Below are 14332 nucleotides of genomic sequence, written 5' to 3' on the forward strand. Positions count from 1 at the left end.
TGCGATCTGAAATACAAGCGATCCGCACGTGCGAAGACCTAGATCGAGTCGCGAGTGTTGCAGCAATGCAAGAGTGAAGGCCGGATTTACGCTGACTTGTTGCGCTGCGCTCTCGATTTTTCTGCCGAAGGTTGGAAAAAAGCATGAGAAGCATGAACGAAGAGGCGGGCGAATGCTCACGTATTTACCGCCGACGGTTTCAATCGGCGGGCAGGATGCGATATGATCGCCAACCAAATCCCCCGGCGCGCGAAGAGGCGATGCGATGGTGACTTCCGATAACAAGACGGCCGATACCGAAGAGAAGATCTTCATCGGAAAGGGCGAACAGACGGCTTGGCTGACGCTGGCGCTTGCCAATCGGCATGGCCTCGTCACCGGAGCGACCGGCACCGGCAAGACCGTGTCGCTGCAGGTGATGGCGGAGGGCTTTGCCCGCGCCGGTGTTCCCGTGTTCGCGGCCGATATCAAGGGCGATCTGTCCGGAATTGCTGAAGTCGGTGAAGCAAAAGACTTCATTCTTAAGCGCGCCGGCGAGATGGGCCTCAAATTCCAGCCCGACCAGTTCTCGACGGTGCTCTGGGACGTATTCGGCGAGCAGGGTCACCCGGTGCGCGCCACGGTCACGGAAATGGGGCCGCTGTTGCTATCGCGAATGCTCGACCTGAACGACGTGCAGGAAGGCGTCCTCAATGTCGCATTCCGCGTGGCGGATGAAAACGGATTACCTCTGCTCGACATGAAGGATCTGCGGTCGCTGCTGGATGCGATCGCGCCCGCCGGCGGTAAAAGGGGGCCGGATGCCGAGGAGGATGAACACGCGGAGATCCGAAAGGCCGCGCAGAGCTTCGGCAATGTCAGCAAGGCAACGATCGGGACAATTCAGCGTCAGCTTCTGGTGCTGGAAAACCAGGGCGGAACGAAATTTTTCGGAGAGCCGGCGCTTTTGCTGAAAGACTTCATGAAGACCGACAGCGACGGCCGGGGAATGGTCAATATTCTGGTCGCTGACAAGCTGATGCAGAACCCGAGGCTCTACGCGACCTTCCTGCTGTGGATGCTGTCGGAGCTGTTCGAAGAGCTGCCGGAAGCCGGCGACCTGCCGAAGCCGAAACTGGTCTTCTTCTTCGATGAGGCACATCTGTTGTTCAACGATGCGCCGAAGGCATTGCTCGACAAGATCGAGCAGGTGGTCCGCCTGATCCGCTCCAAGGGCGTCGGCGTCTATTTCGTCACGCAAAACCCGATCGACGTGCCGGACAAGGTGCTGGCGCAGTTAGGCAACCGCGTGCAACACGCGTTGCGCGCCTTCACGCCGCGCGACCAGAAGGCGGTGAACGCGGCGGCGCAGACCTTCCGGCCGAACCCCAAGCTCGACACCGCTCGCGTCATCATGGAGCTCGGCAAAGGCGAGGCGCTGGTGTCATTCCTCGAAGGCGGCGGCACGCCGACCATGGTCGAGCGCGTCATGATCCGGCCGCCGACGGCGCGGATCGGGCCGATCACGCCGGAGGAGCGCAAGACGATCATGGGCAACAGCCCGGTCAAAGGCAAATACGACACCGCGATCGACAGGGTGTCCGCTTTTGAGATGCTGCAGAAGCGGGTAGCTACGACGGCGGCGCCTGCGGAGGGGCAGGATGGTGGCGGTGGCGGCATTCTCGGCCAGATCGGCTCGATCGTCGGCACGATCTTCGGCACCAACGTCAGGCGCGGCAGGCTGACGACTGGTCAAGTCATCGCTCGAGACGTCACCCGTTCGGTCACCAATAAGGTCGTCGGTGGCATCGTCGCCGATCTCGGCAAGTCGGTCGGCGGATCGCTCGGCGGTTCAGTTGGTCGCGCGCTGGTGCGCGGCGCGCTCGGCGGCTTGCTGCGCCGATAGGAGTTTTTGAGCGAAGATGGTAGTCGGTTCGCGTGAAGAGCTGCGACGTAATCTCCTCTGAATCCGGAACGAGCGTGTGCTGAGATATCCGTCGCTACGAAGGCCGCTCGATATCCTGTTTCTGGTATGTTGCGTCGCGCTGACGGCCGACGTGCTGGTCCCGGAAATCTGGGGGAGCGGCAAGACCAAGGACTATCCGCTCTGGTTCTGGGCGGGGCAGCAGGTGCTGCAGGGCAAGAATCTCTACCCTGACGACCCCGCCACCAATTTCGAATTCATCTATCCGCCGCTGTCGGCGGTGCTGCTGGCGATCCCGAGCTGGTTCGGCAAGATCCCGCTTTATCTCATCCTGTCGTTTCTCAACATCGTCGCATGGTGGATAACGGCGCAATTATCGCACGCGATGGCGGGATCGGGGAAGAAGCCCGGGCCATGGCTGGAAGCACTGCCCGGCTTCGTCACCGTCACCTTCGTGTTCGACATGTTCGACCTCGGCCAGCCCAATCTCGTGCTGCTGGCGCTGATGCTCTACGGGTTCTGGCTGCTGCGCGATCACCGCGGCTGGATGGCAGGAAGCATGTTTGCGCTCGCTACCGCGATCAAGGTGTTTCCGGTCGCGGTGTTGCCTTATCTGGTGTGGCGAAGACAGTGGGCGGCAGCCGCGAGCATGCTGGTTTTCATCGGCCTGTTTCTGTTCGTGCTGCCGGCGCCGTTTCGCGGCTTCCAGCACAATTTCACGGAACTGAGGACCTGGTACCAGGGCATGGTGGGTTCGAGTTCGGAGAAGGGGTTCGGGCAGCGCGACGCGCAGAACTGGTCGTGGGTCAACCAGTCGATCATCGCGGTGACACACCGGCTGACGCGGCCGGTCAACTACAACCAGGACAATCCGGCCAAACCCGCGCGCACGATGAACATCATCGACGTCGATTTCAGGACGGCGAACTGGATCGTAGTGGCGATCTCGCTCGCGATCGGGCTCGGCTATCTCGCTGTCATGCCGCAGGCCTCGCGCCGCACGGAACGGTCGGATGCCGAAGAGATCGGCATCCTGTTTTGCCTGATCACGATCGCTTCGCCGCTGGCCCGGCAATACTACTTCCTGTGGCTGTTCTTCCCGATCACTGTTTTGGTCCACCGCGCCGCTTACGATCCGCGTCCGGCGGTCAAAACCGGAACTTGGGCGTTGCTTGCCATTGCGGGCGGCTTGCTGTGCCTGTCGCTGCCGCTGTTCCCGGTTGATCTGCAGGCCTATGGCAACAATCTCGCCGCCACCATCCTGCTCGCGGCGGGGCTGGTCTGGCACATATTGCGTCCGCCTGCCGAAGACGTTGCCTTGCCTCAGCCCACGGGCAAGCTACAACTTGACGCTAACAACAAGGCTCACAGCCAGGGATAACAAGCCATGTCCAACGCCAAGATCCAGCCGGTCCTCGATCACATCGACGCCGATTTCGACAAGAGTCTCGAGCGGCTGTTCGCGCTGTTGCGGATCAAGTCGATCTCGGCCGATCCGGCTTTTGCCGGTGATTGCAAGGCGGCCGCCGATCATCTGGCGAAGGATATCGCGACACTCGGCTTCAAGGCCGAGGTGAGGCCGACGGCGGGGCATCCCGCGATCGTTGCCAAGCTCAATGGCAGCAGCGACGGCCGGCCGCACGTTCTGTTCTACGGACATTACGATGTGCAGCCGGTCGATCCGCTGAATCTGTGGCACCGGCCACCGTTCGAGCCAGTTGTCACCGACCATGCTGACGGCCGCAAGATCATCGTCGCGCGTGGCGCGGAGGACGACAAGGGCCAGTTGATGACTTTTGTCGAGGCCTGCCGCGCCTGGAAGAAGGTCACGGGGGCGCTGCCGGTCGACATCACCATCATCATCGAGGGCGAGGAGGAAATCGGATCGAAAAACTTCGTGCCGTTCCTGGAAGCGAACAAGGCTGATCTGAAGGCCGACTTCGCGCTGGTTTGCGACACCGGCATGTGGGATCAGAACACGCCGGCGATCACGACTTCGCTGCGCGGGCTGGTCTATGACGAGGTCAAGATCAAGGCGGCCAATCGCGACCTGCATTCCGGCATTTTCGGCGGCGGCGCGCGCAACCCGATCCGGGTGCTGACCAACATTCTCGGCGGCCTGCATGACGAGAACGGCCACATCACCATTCCCGGATTCTACGATGGCGTAAAAGACCTGCCGCCGGACATCCTGGCGCAGTGGAAGAACCTGAACCTCACGCCGGAGTCATTCCTGAAGCCGATCGGCCTTTCCATTCCGGCCGGTGAAAAAGATCGCCTGCTGATCGAGCAGGTTTCCTCGCGCCCGACCTGCGACATCAACGGCATCATCGGCGGCTACACCGGCGAGGGCTCCAAAACGGTAATCCCGGCGGAAGCTTCCGCGAAAGTTTCGTTCCGGCTGGTAGAGGGACAAGACCCGGAAAAGATCCGAAAAGCCTTCCGCGACTATGTCCGGGCGCGCCTGCCCGCCGATTGCAAGGCCGAGTTCACCGACCATTCCAACGCGCCGGCGATTGCGCTCGACTGGAACATGAAACCGCTGGCGGCTGCCAAGCGCGCGCTGACGGACGAGTGGGGCAAGGAAGCGCTGCTGATCGGCTCCGGCGCCTCGATCCCGATCGTAGCCGATTTCAAGCGCACGCTCGGCCTCGACACCGTGCTGGTCGGCTTCGGCCTCGACGACGACAACATCCATTCGCCGAACGAGAAGTACGACCTCAAGAGCTATCACAAGGGTATCCGCTCCTGGGCGCGGATCCTGGGCGCGTTCGCGGAGGAAGTAGCCGCGTAGGATGGGTAGAGCGAAGCGAAACCCATCACCTCGCCGCATGGGCAAGTGAAGATGACCAGCTACCGTCGCAATTTCATCCCCGGTGGTTGTTTCTTCTTTACAGTCAATCTTGCCGACCGGCGGTTGAGGCTGCTGACGGAATACGTCGAAGCCCTCCGCTCTGCATTTCGTGAGATCCGCCAGCGTCATCCGTTCACGATAGATGCGGTGGTCGTTCTGCCAGATCATCTGCATGCGGTCTGGACGCTGCCCGATGGTGATCGGGATTTTTCGACGCGTTGGCGGCTGATCAAGTCGACGTTCTCACGCAATATCCCGCCCGGCGAGGCTGTCTCACGCAGCCGGCCGCCAAGGGCGAACGCGGCATCTGGCAACGGCGCTATTGGGAACATACGATTCGCGATGAGGACGATTTGGCGAGTCACATCGACTACATCCATATCAATCCGGTAAAGCACGGCTTTGTAACTCGAGTCAGGGATTGGCCGCATTCGTCGTTTCATCGGATGGTAAGGCTTGGAATTTACCCCGAGGATTGGGCAGGTGATATTGCGGCTGGGAATTTCGGCGGAAGGTCTTGATGAGGCGACGTGATGGGTTTCGCTGCGCTCTACCCATCCTACGACAGTGGATCAAATAAAAACGCCGCCCGGGATTGGACGGCGTTTGATTCCGAGACGTGTAGAGGGTGTGTGACAGGCAGTTTAGCGGATCCGCGCGGCTTGTCCACCGGATACTCTCGCCGCGCTCACTCTACCGGGTAGGGTCCCTCGCGAAAGACGCGGTCGTGATAGCCCTTGCTGCCGACCTCGCGCGCGAGTGAACTGCGGATATCCTCGCCGGCCCGCAGCCGCGCAATCAGCGCGCGGAAATCATGGCGCGGTTGCCAGCCGAGTTCGGCTCGTGCGCGGTCGTTGACGTAGACGCGATCGATGCCTGGAATCATCGTCCAGCCGCGCCGCGCAAATTCGGCCTCAAACTCCGGCACGTAACGGCGGACCACACGCGGCGCGTCGCTGCGCAGTTCCGCCGTGTCGTTCGGTGAGAATGGCGTGGTGGCGCTGATGATGTATTTGGCGAAACCGACCGATGGCGCGCGGTCGGCCGCCATCAGATGCGCGCTGACCACGTCTTCGATATCGACGCGCCGATAGAGGAACTCGTTGGTCTTGATGTTGGCGTCGGTGTAGGCCTCGCGTGTCGCGCGATTGTCATCCTCTTCAGGGAAGAAACGCGAGGTACGCAGCACGATGTTGCGAAGCGCGTGATTGCGCGCAAAGAGCTGGCACAGATCCTCCGCGGCGGCCTTGGTGACGCCATAGATATTTTTCGGCACGGCCGCGACGTCTTCGGTGATCCAGGCCGCCGGCTCGCCCGGCGGTGGCACCAGCGCCTCGCCGAAGACGCTTGTGGTGCTGGTGTAGACGAGCGTCGTGACGCCGGCTGCGATGGCTTCTTCGAGCAAACAGAGCGTGCCGGTGATGTTGACGTCGATAAACTCCTGGCGGCTGTGGGTCGCCACATGCGGCTTGTGCAGCGTCGCGGCGTGCAGCACGGTCGTCACGCCCTTCATGCAACGGCGCACGAAAGCGCGGTCAGTGATCGAGCCTACGTGATGCGTAAACACGCCGGGCAGAACGTCAATACCGACGGCCTTGCGCCGCTGCGCCTGTAGCGTACGCATCAGCGCCTCGCCGAGATGGCCGGAACTGCCGGTCACCAGTACGGTCACGCCGCCATAACCTTTCGCACGCTCGAGAATTGTTGATTTTCGAGAGCGAGCGTAGCCCTGCGCCAGCTCAGCAGCAAGGCGCGGCCGGGCGCGGCTGTTATGCGGGATCAGGGCGCCGGAATAGCCAACAGCGTCGAGATGGCGCGGCCGCGGATGTCGTAGACGCGCGCGAACACGACGTCGTCGCGCTTGATTTCCACCATGACCGGCGCAGTGAGGCCCTTGCAGTAGAACTCGCCCAGCGTCATCGCGAAGTCGGCCGACTGGCTGTCCCAGCCGATCGTGAAGTCCGGGCCGAGCGCCACCTGCGCCGGACGCTGCGGGCCGCACACCGCGACCTTCCACTTGCGTCCCAGCGGAGGAAATTCCTGCCGTTCGACCAACTCCTCGCGCAGGCCGTCGGAAGCCTGCTTCAGCGCCAGCCCCCAGTAATCCAGCATAAACATCTTGTCGGCGCCGCGAACCGTGCCGGCAATGTGATTGAAATGAGTGTATTCATAAGGGTGCAGGCGGATCATCTCGCTGAGTGGCAGCAGCAAACCGAACGAGAACACCGCAAGCGCGGCGGGCTGCCAACTGCGGCGATTTTGCTTCAGCCATTTCATTCCCCAGGCGAACGCGACGCCCGCAAGCACCGTCATCGGCGGGACGACGAAGATGAAATGCCGGATGCCGTTGTAGAGCGCCGGCCGCTTTACCATCGCGATCACCAGCGGCAGTGTCGCCGCCAGCGTCAGCATCAACAGGATGGTCTTGCGGCGGGCAGCTATATCAGCGCGCGACAGCGACATGAAAGTGCCGACGACACCGCCAATCAGAAGCGCGAGCAATATCTCGGGAAGCTGCAGCGCGAACAGCGTCGGCAGATATGACCACGGCATGTCGGGCACCGAGACCAGCGCGCCGTCGAACATTTCCTTCCAGGGCTTTTCGAAGAAATGCGAGAAATAGGTCAGCGCCTGGAACGGATGGCCAGGCTCCATGATCGACCACGGCCACACCAGGCCCATGATCAGGTATCCGAACACGAGCCCCGGGACCAGGACGTACACGACATGGGCGAAGCGGCGTATCGCCTCGCGCGGGCCTTGCTTGCGAACGTCCTCGATCAACAGCGGGACGAAGCCCACCATTGCATAGACTACCGCCAGCCCACCGAGAATCCGGCAGCCGATCGAGAGACCGGCGCCGAGGCCTATGATCAGGATGGTACGCGGTGAGGGCGCGGGATACTCCTCGGCGAGGCGCACCAGACCCAGGATCAGGATCACCATCGAGACGGCAAACGGCGCGTCCTTCGGGTTCATGAACATGTGTCCGTAAAAGGTCGGGCACAGCGCCAGCAGCAGCAGCGTCGCGAGCCCGGCAAGCGGGCCGCCGACACGCCGCGCCAGCCGCCAGGTCACGGCAAGGCCGATCAGGCCGACGACGGCGCCGAGCAGGCGGCGCGTTTCGAACAATTCGAGCGGAATGACCTTGTGCAGCAGGGCGGCCGCCATGTCGAAGCCACCGCCATACATGTAGAGATTGGCGAACGACAGCGCGCCGGTGTCCTTGAAGCCGGAACCGTACATCCGCAGCAGCAGATCGGCATATTCGGCGTGCGTGTAGTCGTCCCAGCCCAGCCCATAGTCGCGGAAGGTCAGGCCAGCAACGAGCGTGACAACGGCCAACGCGAAGATGGCGAGGTCATCACAGGTCCGCTCCATCGAGCGCCGCGCAGGCGTATCGAGAGCAGAAGTTGTAATGGATGACATGGCGATTGGTAACCTAGAGTCCCCTATGGCCCAGCTTGGATATTCTTGAGCCTCATTCCCCGGGTACCCATATAGCGCAGTTCCATTACCAAGTAATTGGGAATTGTGGCGTAAATCCCTGATGCAATGCAACAAAAGGGCAGTAATTGGTAGGCGGTAAAGTTACGGGCGCCGGAGTGAACGGCACCTGAATGGCACGAAACACCTGCGTCCAGGATTCCTGTAACCGAACAACGCCATGCGGAACCCAGTGTGCAATTGGCGGGTGGCGATGCGCACAATATGACGGTATCGTGGCGTTGGGCGGCTTGCGAGCGTTTCGGGCGCGGCTGAGGGGTTAGTTCTATGATGGTTGTTATGTTGGTCGCCGGGATCGGCCTCGTTTTGGCGGGGCTGCTGGCGATCGGCTTCGGGATCCCGATCAAGGAATTCAGCACCGGCAACACGCTCATCATCGCCGGCGTGATAGGCGTCTGCGCCGGTGCGATCATGCTCGCGCTCTGGATAGCGGTCCGGGAACTGAAGAACGTTGCGCGGCGGCTCGGCGCTAGTATGGCTGAAGCGCGCGGCGAGGCCGCGGTGCGGCCGGTGCTTCCTGCTGCCGCGACGCGGGATTCCGCTCCCTTCGGCGGCGGTTTCCCGGCCGCCGAACTGCCCGCTGGTCCCGGACCGTTCTCCCCAACGGCACCGCCGCCTTTCTCGTCAGCGGCGCCGCCGCCTTGGCAGAACGAGGCTGTCCTGCGGGATCACCCGATCCCGGAGCCGACCCACCCCGAACCGCCACCATCGGCTCCGAAACCGAAGCGCAATTTGCTGTTTTCATCGACGTCACGAAGGGAGCGCGAGCGCGCGCAGGGGCGCGCCAGTGAGCCGCTGCCGCCGGATCTTTTGTCATCGGACCTTCGTTCCAATCCACCCGCCGTGCCGCCGGTCGAGCCGGACGAACCGCCGCGGGCGTCGTTCGAGAATGCCTGGCCGAAAGCGGAACGCGCAAAATCCAGCGAACACCCGCTGCAGCGCCGCGGCGGCCGCACACCCCCGGCACCCGCGGAAGCCAATGGTGGACCGCCGCGCACGGAGGATCAGCCGGCGGTGACCGTGCTGAAGTCCGGTGTCGTCGATGGCATGGCCTACTCCCTCTACTCCGACGGTTCGATCGAGGCCCAGATGCCGGAGGGGATGATGCGCTTCGCCTCGATCGACGAACTGCGCGCGCATCTCGATCAGCGGTCCTGAACCGGCAATACTTGCCGGACGGCGACTATTGGAAATAAAGCAGCGCCGTTCTTGTCAATTTCCCGGCACTTCGTTCATATACGCCAAGTTGTATAGGATGCCGCCGATGTATAGGCGCGGTTGGATACTGTCCGAACCGTACAGATGCATCGTGATCCCAGAAGGTTGAGCCATGACCGATCCCGCAGGCAAGACGCCCGTCGAACTGACCGCCAATATCGTATCGGCCTATCTCAGCAATAATCCGACCCAGGCCTCGGAAATCCCGAACCTGATCAGCCAGGTCCACGCCGCGCTGATGCGGGTGTCGAGCGGCCGGCCCGAGACCCCGCTAGAGCCAGCCAAGCCGGCCGTGTCGGTGAAGAAGTCGATGACGCCGGAATATCTGGTCTGTCTGGAGGACGGCAAGCGCTTCAAGTCGCTGAAGCGCCATCTGCGCACGCAGTACAACATGACGCCGGAGCAATACCGCGACAAATGGGGGCTGCCGCCGGATTATCCCATGGTGGCGCCTAACTACGCGGTGGCGCGTTCGCAACTTGCCAAGAAGATGGGACTTGGCCAGCAGGCGCGGAAGCGGAAGTAAGCCCGGTCAATGCGACGGTGTCTACGAGGCCGCGGCAAGCGCCTCACGCGCGTCGGAGCGGATGCGCTCGACCATGGAGCGTAGGCCGTTGGAACGCTGCGGCGTCAGGTGCTCGCGAAATCCGAATTCGTCGAATACCGCGAGCGCATCGGTTGAAAGGATGTGCTGCGGCGTGCGGCCGGAATAGAGCGTGAGCAGGATCGCGATCAGGCCGCGCACGATGTGAGCGTCGCTGTCGCCCAGATATTTCAGCCGCGGTTCGCCGTTGCCGCTGCGATCGATCTGCCTGGAAAGCCAGACCTGGCTGACGCAGCCATTGACCTTGTTCTCGGCGGAATGCTCGGCCTCCGGCATCGGGTCGAGCGTGCGGCCGAGTTCGATGACGTACCGGTAGCGGTCGTCCCACTCGTCAAGCAGTTCGAAATTGTCCCTGATCTCGTCGATCGTCATCTTGGCCCGCGTCCGTTTCAGTACGCCTTATATAGGATGCCGACCGCACGAAAGCGACGGAAACGGAACCGGTTCCGCGGCCTTATTTTGAAGCCAACGGCGTCCGCGGCAGCCGCCATTCGATCGCCATGTCGTCCTCCGTCAGCGCTTCAGCGGGCGAAGCGGCCGCGATCACGGCCTCGGCGTCGCCGGCGGTGCCGATCGAGCTGGTATGGTCGGGCTTCTTGTCGGGGACGGCGGGCGGCTCGGGCTTCTTGTCGGTGATGATCTTGTACAATTGGCGGGCGCCCTCCTGGGCGCGCTGGCCAAGCGCGGTGGCGGCCTGGCCACCGACCTCGCAGGCCGCCGGCTGGCGCTTGCAGAACTGGCCCATGTCAGAGACGGCGGCGGTCGCAGCCGATACGGCCTCGGACGCGCCGATCTGCGGCACCTTGTCCGATTCAGGCGTCTTTTCTCTGGGCAACAGCACGAGCACGAGCCCGAGCCAGAATGCCATGCGAAGCAGAAAAAACATCTCGCGACCCCGGTCGTCTCTTATGGTTGTGTTGCGGTTAAGTCCGCTGGCTTTGTTTCTGACTAACAGCCCTCGATAAATCGCAAGTGTTTGCATTGAGGTAAAATCGCCGAAAATTTTCTGAAAACCGCAACGATTCGATTCGGCGTAAATTTTCGATTGACGATCACCGCCGCGCGAAAATTCGCGCCGTTCGCGCATCCACCATTTCGAAACCATAGATCGATCGCGCTGGAAACCTGCCGTTCACCATCCGGGTCGAATGACCGTCGCGTGAGACGTCAAACCTCCGCGGATGCGCGTTGTTGGTCGGCCATGCGCCGGGCCTTAGCGTTCGCTTAAGCTCACTCTGACACGGTGACGCAAAGATAAGGGGGCGTTCCGGTGCGTCTGTCTGACGAACAAGCCGAAGCGCGAGAGCCGTGACTGTTTTGAGTATCATCCGCGATTGTCTCGATGCGCTGCTGCATCCCTCGGCACGATATGATGCGCTGACGAGTGCGCGTCATCGTGCTTTCATGGCGCCGCGGCTGCTCGGCAGCCTGGTGGCGCTTGCGGCCTTTCCGGTCTATCTGGCGATGCGCGGGGCGCCCACGGCGCTCGAGGTCGCGGCCTTCGCCTGGCTGATCGCACCCATCCTGTTGTCCTGGTTCCTCTCGCGCACCGGCCGCTACGAGAGCGCGCATATCCTGTCCGCGCTGGCGCTGGCGGGCCTTGTCATGATGGTGGCCGTGACCACCGGCGGTATCGAATCGTTCGCCGCGGTCTGGCTCATCGTCGTTCCCCTGGAAGCGGCGCTGTCGGCCTCGCGCCGCGTGGTCGTGTTTGCCTCTGCGCTTGCGCTGTCATGCGTCGCCTTGCTGATCGCGCTCGGGCATTTTCACCTGCTACCGATGGCGGAGCCGAACGCGGCGCTGCACGGCGTCCTGATGGGTGCTGGCGTTGCGTCGGCAACGCTCTATGCGGCGGGACTGGCCGTTAGCGCGGAATCGCTGGCGCGCACTTCAGTGTCGCTGCTTTATCTCGAGGAAGACCGCTATCGCCTGCTGGCGCGAAACATGAGCGACGTGATTTCGCGTCACAACCGCAGCGGTGCCGTGGAGTTCATTTCGCCGGCGGCGGAAGCCATGCTCGGCACGCCCGGCGCCCGGCTCACCGGCCATGGACTGTTCGACCGCGTCCATGTCGCCGATCGTCCGGCCTATCTCACGGCCCTGTCGGATGCCGCGCGCGGCAGCGAGCAGCGCAGCGTCGAATTCCGCCTGCGCCGCGACGCGGTCCGCGGCCAGAACGCTTCCGCCGATTTCATCTGGGTAGAGATGCGTTGCCGACCGCTCGAGCAGGTTTCGCCCGAGGCCGATGTCGTCGCCGTGATGCGCGACGTCACCGACCGCAAGATCCAGGAGCAGGCGCTTGAAATGGCGCGCACCGCCGCCGAGCAGGCGGATGCCTCCAAGACGCGGTTCCTGGCTACCATGAGCCACGAACTGCGCACCCCGCTGAACGCCATCATCGGCTTCTCCGAGATGATCGTGCACGAAGAGGCGATGATGCTCGACGCCGCGCGCCGCAGGGAATATGCGCAGTTGATCAACGATTCCGGCCAGCATCTGTTGTCGGTCGTCAACGGCATCCTCGACATGTCCAAGATGGAAACCGGCAATTTCGAAATTTCGCCGGAGCCGTTTGCGCCGCGCGCGGCACTGCTGCATTGTTGCAATTTGCTGGCGCTGAAGGCGCGCGACAATGGTGTCGACCTGATCACGCGCGCAGCAGAGGACTTGCCCGTGATGAACGGCGATCCCCGCGCGTTCAAGCAGATCGCGCTGAACCTCATCACCAACGCCATCAAGTTCACCGAGCGCGGCGGCAGCGTGACGGTTTCCGCTGCGGTCGAGGGATCGCGGCTGATGCTGAGCGTCACCGATACCGGGGTCGGTATTCCGGCTGAGGATCTCGCGCGGATCGGCGATCCGTTCTTCCAGGCCGGCAAGACCTATCAGCGCAAGCACGAAGGCACCGGCCTCGGCCTGTCGATCGTCAAGGGTCTGGTTGGATTGCACAACGGCGAGATGAACGTGCAGAGCAGGGTCGGCGAGGGTACCACGGTGGCTGTTACCTTGCCGCTTGACTTTGCGCCTTCGCTGACCACTTCGAACAACGTCGCGACGCTGAAACCGGCGGAGCGACCCGAATCTCAGGATCCGGAATCTCAGGATGAAGTCCATCAGGTGAAGAAACGTGCCTAGGCGTATTGACGACGATGACGAGATGCCGCGCCGCCGCCGTCGCGGCGCGAAAGCGGTTGCGATCGAAGCGGAGCAAGAGCGCGGCCTCGTGATGCGCATTCTCCTGCACAGTCCGAAAGACATGATCGCGGGCTTGCTCGCGGCTGCCGCAATCTGCGCCATTGTCGCCAATGCGCTGTTCCTGCAGGCCGGCCGCCATCCGTCGCCGATGTTCGGCTCGGTCGTGACGCTGCCGGCGCCGCAAGCGGCGGTCGTAAGTCCGCTGCCGCGCCCGCGCCCGGTCGAAATAACAAGGCCGGTCGATTCTGATCCGCCGGAAATCAGGCCGGTCGAGGTGAGGGGTGCCGATCCCAAACACGTCGAGACCAAGAGCACCGAGTCCAGGAACAACGATTCCAGGAACAACGATTCCAAGAACGCCGATCCGATGGCCAATCTGGTGGTCAAGTCGACCGGCGCGCCCGCCGCGGCCCCTTCCAATGTGGTGCGACCGCCGGCGCCGATTCCGACGAATGGGCAAAGCGCCGGCGCGCGCCGCGTCGCGGCGGTGCAGCGCGCACTGACGCAATATGGCTACGGCCAGTTGAAACCGACCGGCGCGGTCGGTGCGGACACCCAGACCGCGATCTCGAAATTCGAGCGCGACCGCAAACTGCCGGTGACCGGCCAGATGTCCGATCGCCTGGTGAAGGAGCTCACGGCGATGATCGGGCATCCGATCGACTAGCATCCGCCCGGTCGCTGGCCTATCGTCGATCCCATGCGATTGAAATCAAGCATCTGGGTGGCCGCATACCTGCGCCGCTGCCAGAACGAGGGAATTTTTGGCGCCGTGCGCAAGCGCGGGGCAGAGGAGGCGGGGGCGGTGTTCGTCAAGGTGGCGCTGCTCGACGGCAACGCCATGCTGTATGCGCCTGCGCCGCAGACCGTCTATGACGAGAGTCGTCCAGCCGAGCGGCTGTTCGCGCCGGCCTCGCCGCAGCCGGTGCCCGAGCAATCGGTGGAGGAGCGTCTCGCCAAGGAACTCCGTTTCGATCCCGACGCCTGGATCGTCGAGACCGAAGATCGCGCAGGGCGGCACTTTCTCGATTTGGCCAAAGCCTAGAAGCGC

At 62.7% G+C, this 14332-nt stretch carries 12 protein-coding genes and 1 pseudogene; 9 read left to right on the forward strand and 4 right to left on the reverse strand.

All coding sequences use genetic code 11. From position 1 onward, the window contains the following. Positions 1 to 265: 265 nt before the first annotated feature. The 4 genes and pseudogenes from V1273_RS12080 to V1273_RS12095 all read left to right on the forward strand — a co-directional run bounded on the left by V1273_RS12080 (position 266) and on the right by V1273_RS12095 (position 5278). The gene (locus V1273_RS12080) at positions 266 to 1885 is read left to right on the forward strand and encodes a helicase HerA-like domain-containing protein (RefSeq protein ID WP_334409733.1); all 1620 of its coding nucleotides are present in this window, start codon (positions 266 to 268) and stop codon (positions 1883 to 1885) included. Between the two features lie 79 nt (positions 1886 to 1964). Beyond that, entirely contained in the window at positions 1965 to 3284 is a 1320-nt protein-coding gene (locus V1273_RS12085) for a glycosyltransferase family 87 protein (protein ID WP_442894148.1), read from the forward strand. Between the two features lie 6 nt (positions 3285 to 3290). Beyond that, positions 3291 to 4697 carry a M20/M25/M40 family metallo-hydrolase gene (locus V1273_RS12090; protein WP_334409735.1) on the forward strand — a complete coding sequence of 469 codons (1407 nt, stop codon included), beginning with the start codon at positions 3291 to 3293 and terminating at the stop codon, positions 4695 to 4697. Between the two features lie 51 nt (positions 4698 to 4748). Continuing rightward, positions 4749 to 5278 (forward strand): annotated as a pseudogene (locus tag V1273_RS12095) (REP-associated tyrosine transposase). Positions 5279 to 5445: 167 nt separating this feature from the next. Here the strand turns inward: V1273_RS12095 and V1273_RS12100 are convergent. After that, positions 5446 to 6429: an NAD-dependent epimerase/dehydratase family protein gene (locus tag V1273_RS12100; protein ID WP_334409736.1), complete on the reverse strand. Its 984-nt coding sequence runs from the start codon at positions 6427 to 6429 to the stop codon at positions 5446 to 5448. A 107-nt stretch (positions 6430 to 6536) separates the two neighbouring features. Continuing rightward, positions 6537 to 8186, reverse strand: coding sequence for a glycosyltransferase family 39 protein (locus V1273_RS12105; protein WP_334367903.1), 1650 nt, complete (start codon positions 8184 to 8186; stop codon positions 6537 to 6539). A 345-nt stretch (positions 8187 to 8531) separates the two neighbouring features. On the opposite strand from V1273_RS12105, the gene V1273_RS12110 reads away from it, so the two are divergent. Then, positions 8532 to 9422: a DUF308 domain-containing protein gene (locus V1273_RS12110; RefSeq protein WP_334367904.1), complete on the forward strand. Its 891-nt coding sequence runs from the start codon at positions 8532 to 8534 to the stop codon at positions 9420 to 9422. A 172-nt stretch (positions 9423 to 9594) separates the two neighbouring features. Next, the gene (locus tag V1273_RS12115; RefSeq protein WP_065728006.1) at positions 9595 to 10008 is read left to right on the forward strand and encodes a MucR family transcriptional regulator; all 414 of its coding nucleotides are present in this window, start codon (positions 9595 to 9597) and stop codon (positions 10006 to 10008) included. 21 nt (positions 10009 to 10029) lie between these two features. Here V1273_RS12115 and V1273_RS12120 read toward each other — a convergent pair whose 3' ends face one another. Together V1273_RS12120 and V1273_RS12125 are read right to left on the reverse strand one after the other, a co-directional pair. After that, positions 10030 to 10458 (reverse strand): SufE family protein, encoded by a 429-nt coding sequence (locus V1273_RS12120; protein WP_028348922.1) that lies wholly within the window; start codon positions 10456 to 10458, stop codon positions 10030 to 10032. An 82-nt stretch (positions 10459 to 10540) separates the two neighbouring features. Further along, positions 10541 to 10972 (reverse strand): DUF5330 domain-containing protein, encoded by a 432-nt coding sequence (locus V1273_RS12125; protein ID WP_334412201.1) that lies wholly within the window; start codon positions 10970 to 10972, stop codon positions 10541 to 10543. A 422-nt stretch (positions 10973 to 11394) separates the two neighbouring features. Here V1273_RS12125 and V1273_RS12130 point away from each other — a divergent pair, with 422 nt between their 5' ends. Genes V1273_RS12130 through V1273_RS12140 form a run of 3 tightly spaced genes read left to right on the forward strand, consistent with a single transcriptional unit; the run spans position 11395 to position 14326 of the window. After that, positions 11395 to 13221 (forward strand): ATP-binding protein, encoded by a 1827-nt coding sequence (locus V1273_RS12130; RefSeq protein ID WP_334409737.1) that lies wholly within the window; start codon positions 11395 to 11397, stop codon positions 13219 to 13221. After that, positions 13214 to 13948 carry a peptidoglycan-binding domain-containing protein gene (locus V1273_RS12135; protein WP_334409739.1) on the forward strand — a complete coding sequence of 245 codons (735 nt, stop codon included), beginning with the start codon at positions 13214 to 13216 and terminating at the stop codon, positions 13946 to 13948. Before V1273_RS12130 ends, V1273_RS12135 begins: the two co-directional genes overlap by 8 nt. A 33-nt stretch (positions 13949 to 13981) precedes the next feature. Next, on the forward strand, positions 13982 to 14326 hold the full coding sequence (locus tag V1273_RS12140; RefSeq protein WP_028348916.1) for a DUF1491 family protein: 345 nt from the start codon (positions 13982 to 13984) through the stop codon (positions 14324 to 14326). Positions 14327 to 14332: the final 6 nt, after the last annotated feature.

Origin of the sequence: Bradyrhizobium sp. AZCC 1721 (assembly GCF_036924715.1) — a bacterium.
Classification (GTDB): Bacteria; Pseudomonadota; Alphaproteobacteria; order Rhizobiales; family Xanthobacteraceae; genus Bradyrhizobium.

What these genes read in the sequence shown, in the direction of transcription:
- V1273_RS12080 (WP_334409733.1), top strand. Translation starts at nt 266, where the DNA reads ATGGTGACTTCCGATAACAAGACGGCCGATACCGAAGAGAAGATCTTC.
- V1273_RS12090 (WP_334409735.1), top strand. Translation starts at nt 3,291, where the DNA reads ATGTCCAACGCCAAGATCCAGCCGGTCCTCGATCACATCGACGCCGAT.
- V1273_RS12105 (WP_334367903.1), bottom strand. Translation starts at nt 8,186, where the DNA reads ATGTCATCCATTACAACTTCTGCTCTCGATACGCCTGCGCGGCGCTCG.
- V1273_RS12110 (WP_334367904.1), top strand. Translation starts at nt 8,532, where the DNA reads ATGATGGTTGTTATGTTGGTCGCCGGGATCGGCCTCGTTTTGGCGGGG.
- V1273_RS12115 (WP_065728006.1), top strand. Translation starts at nt 9,595, where the DNA reads ATGACCGATCCCGCAGGCAAGACGCCCGTCGAACTGACCGCCAATATC.
- V1273_RS12120 (WP_028348922.1), bottom strand. Translation starts at nt 10,458, where the DNA reads ATGACGATCGACGAGATCAGGGACAATTTCGAACTGCTTGACGAGTGG.
- V1273_RS12125 (WP_334412201.1), bottom strand. Translation starts at nt 10,972, where the DNA reads ATGTTTTTTCTGCTTCGCATGGCATTCTGGCTCGGGCTCGTGCTCGTG.
- V1273_RS12140 (WP_028348916.1), top strand. Translation starts at nt 13,982, where the DNA reads ATGCGATTGAAATCAAGCATCTGGGTGGCCGCATACCTGCGCCGCTGC.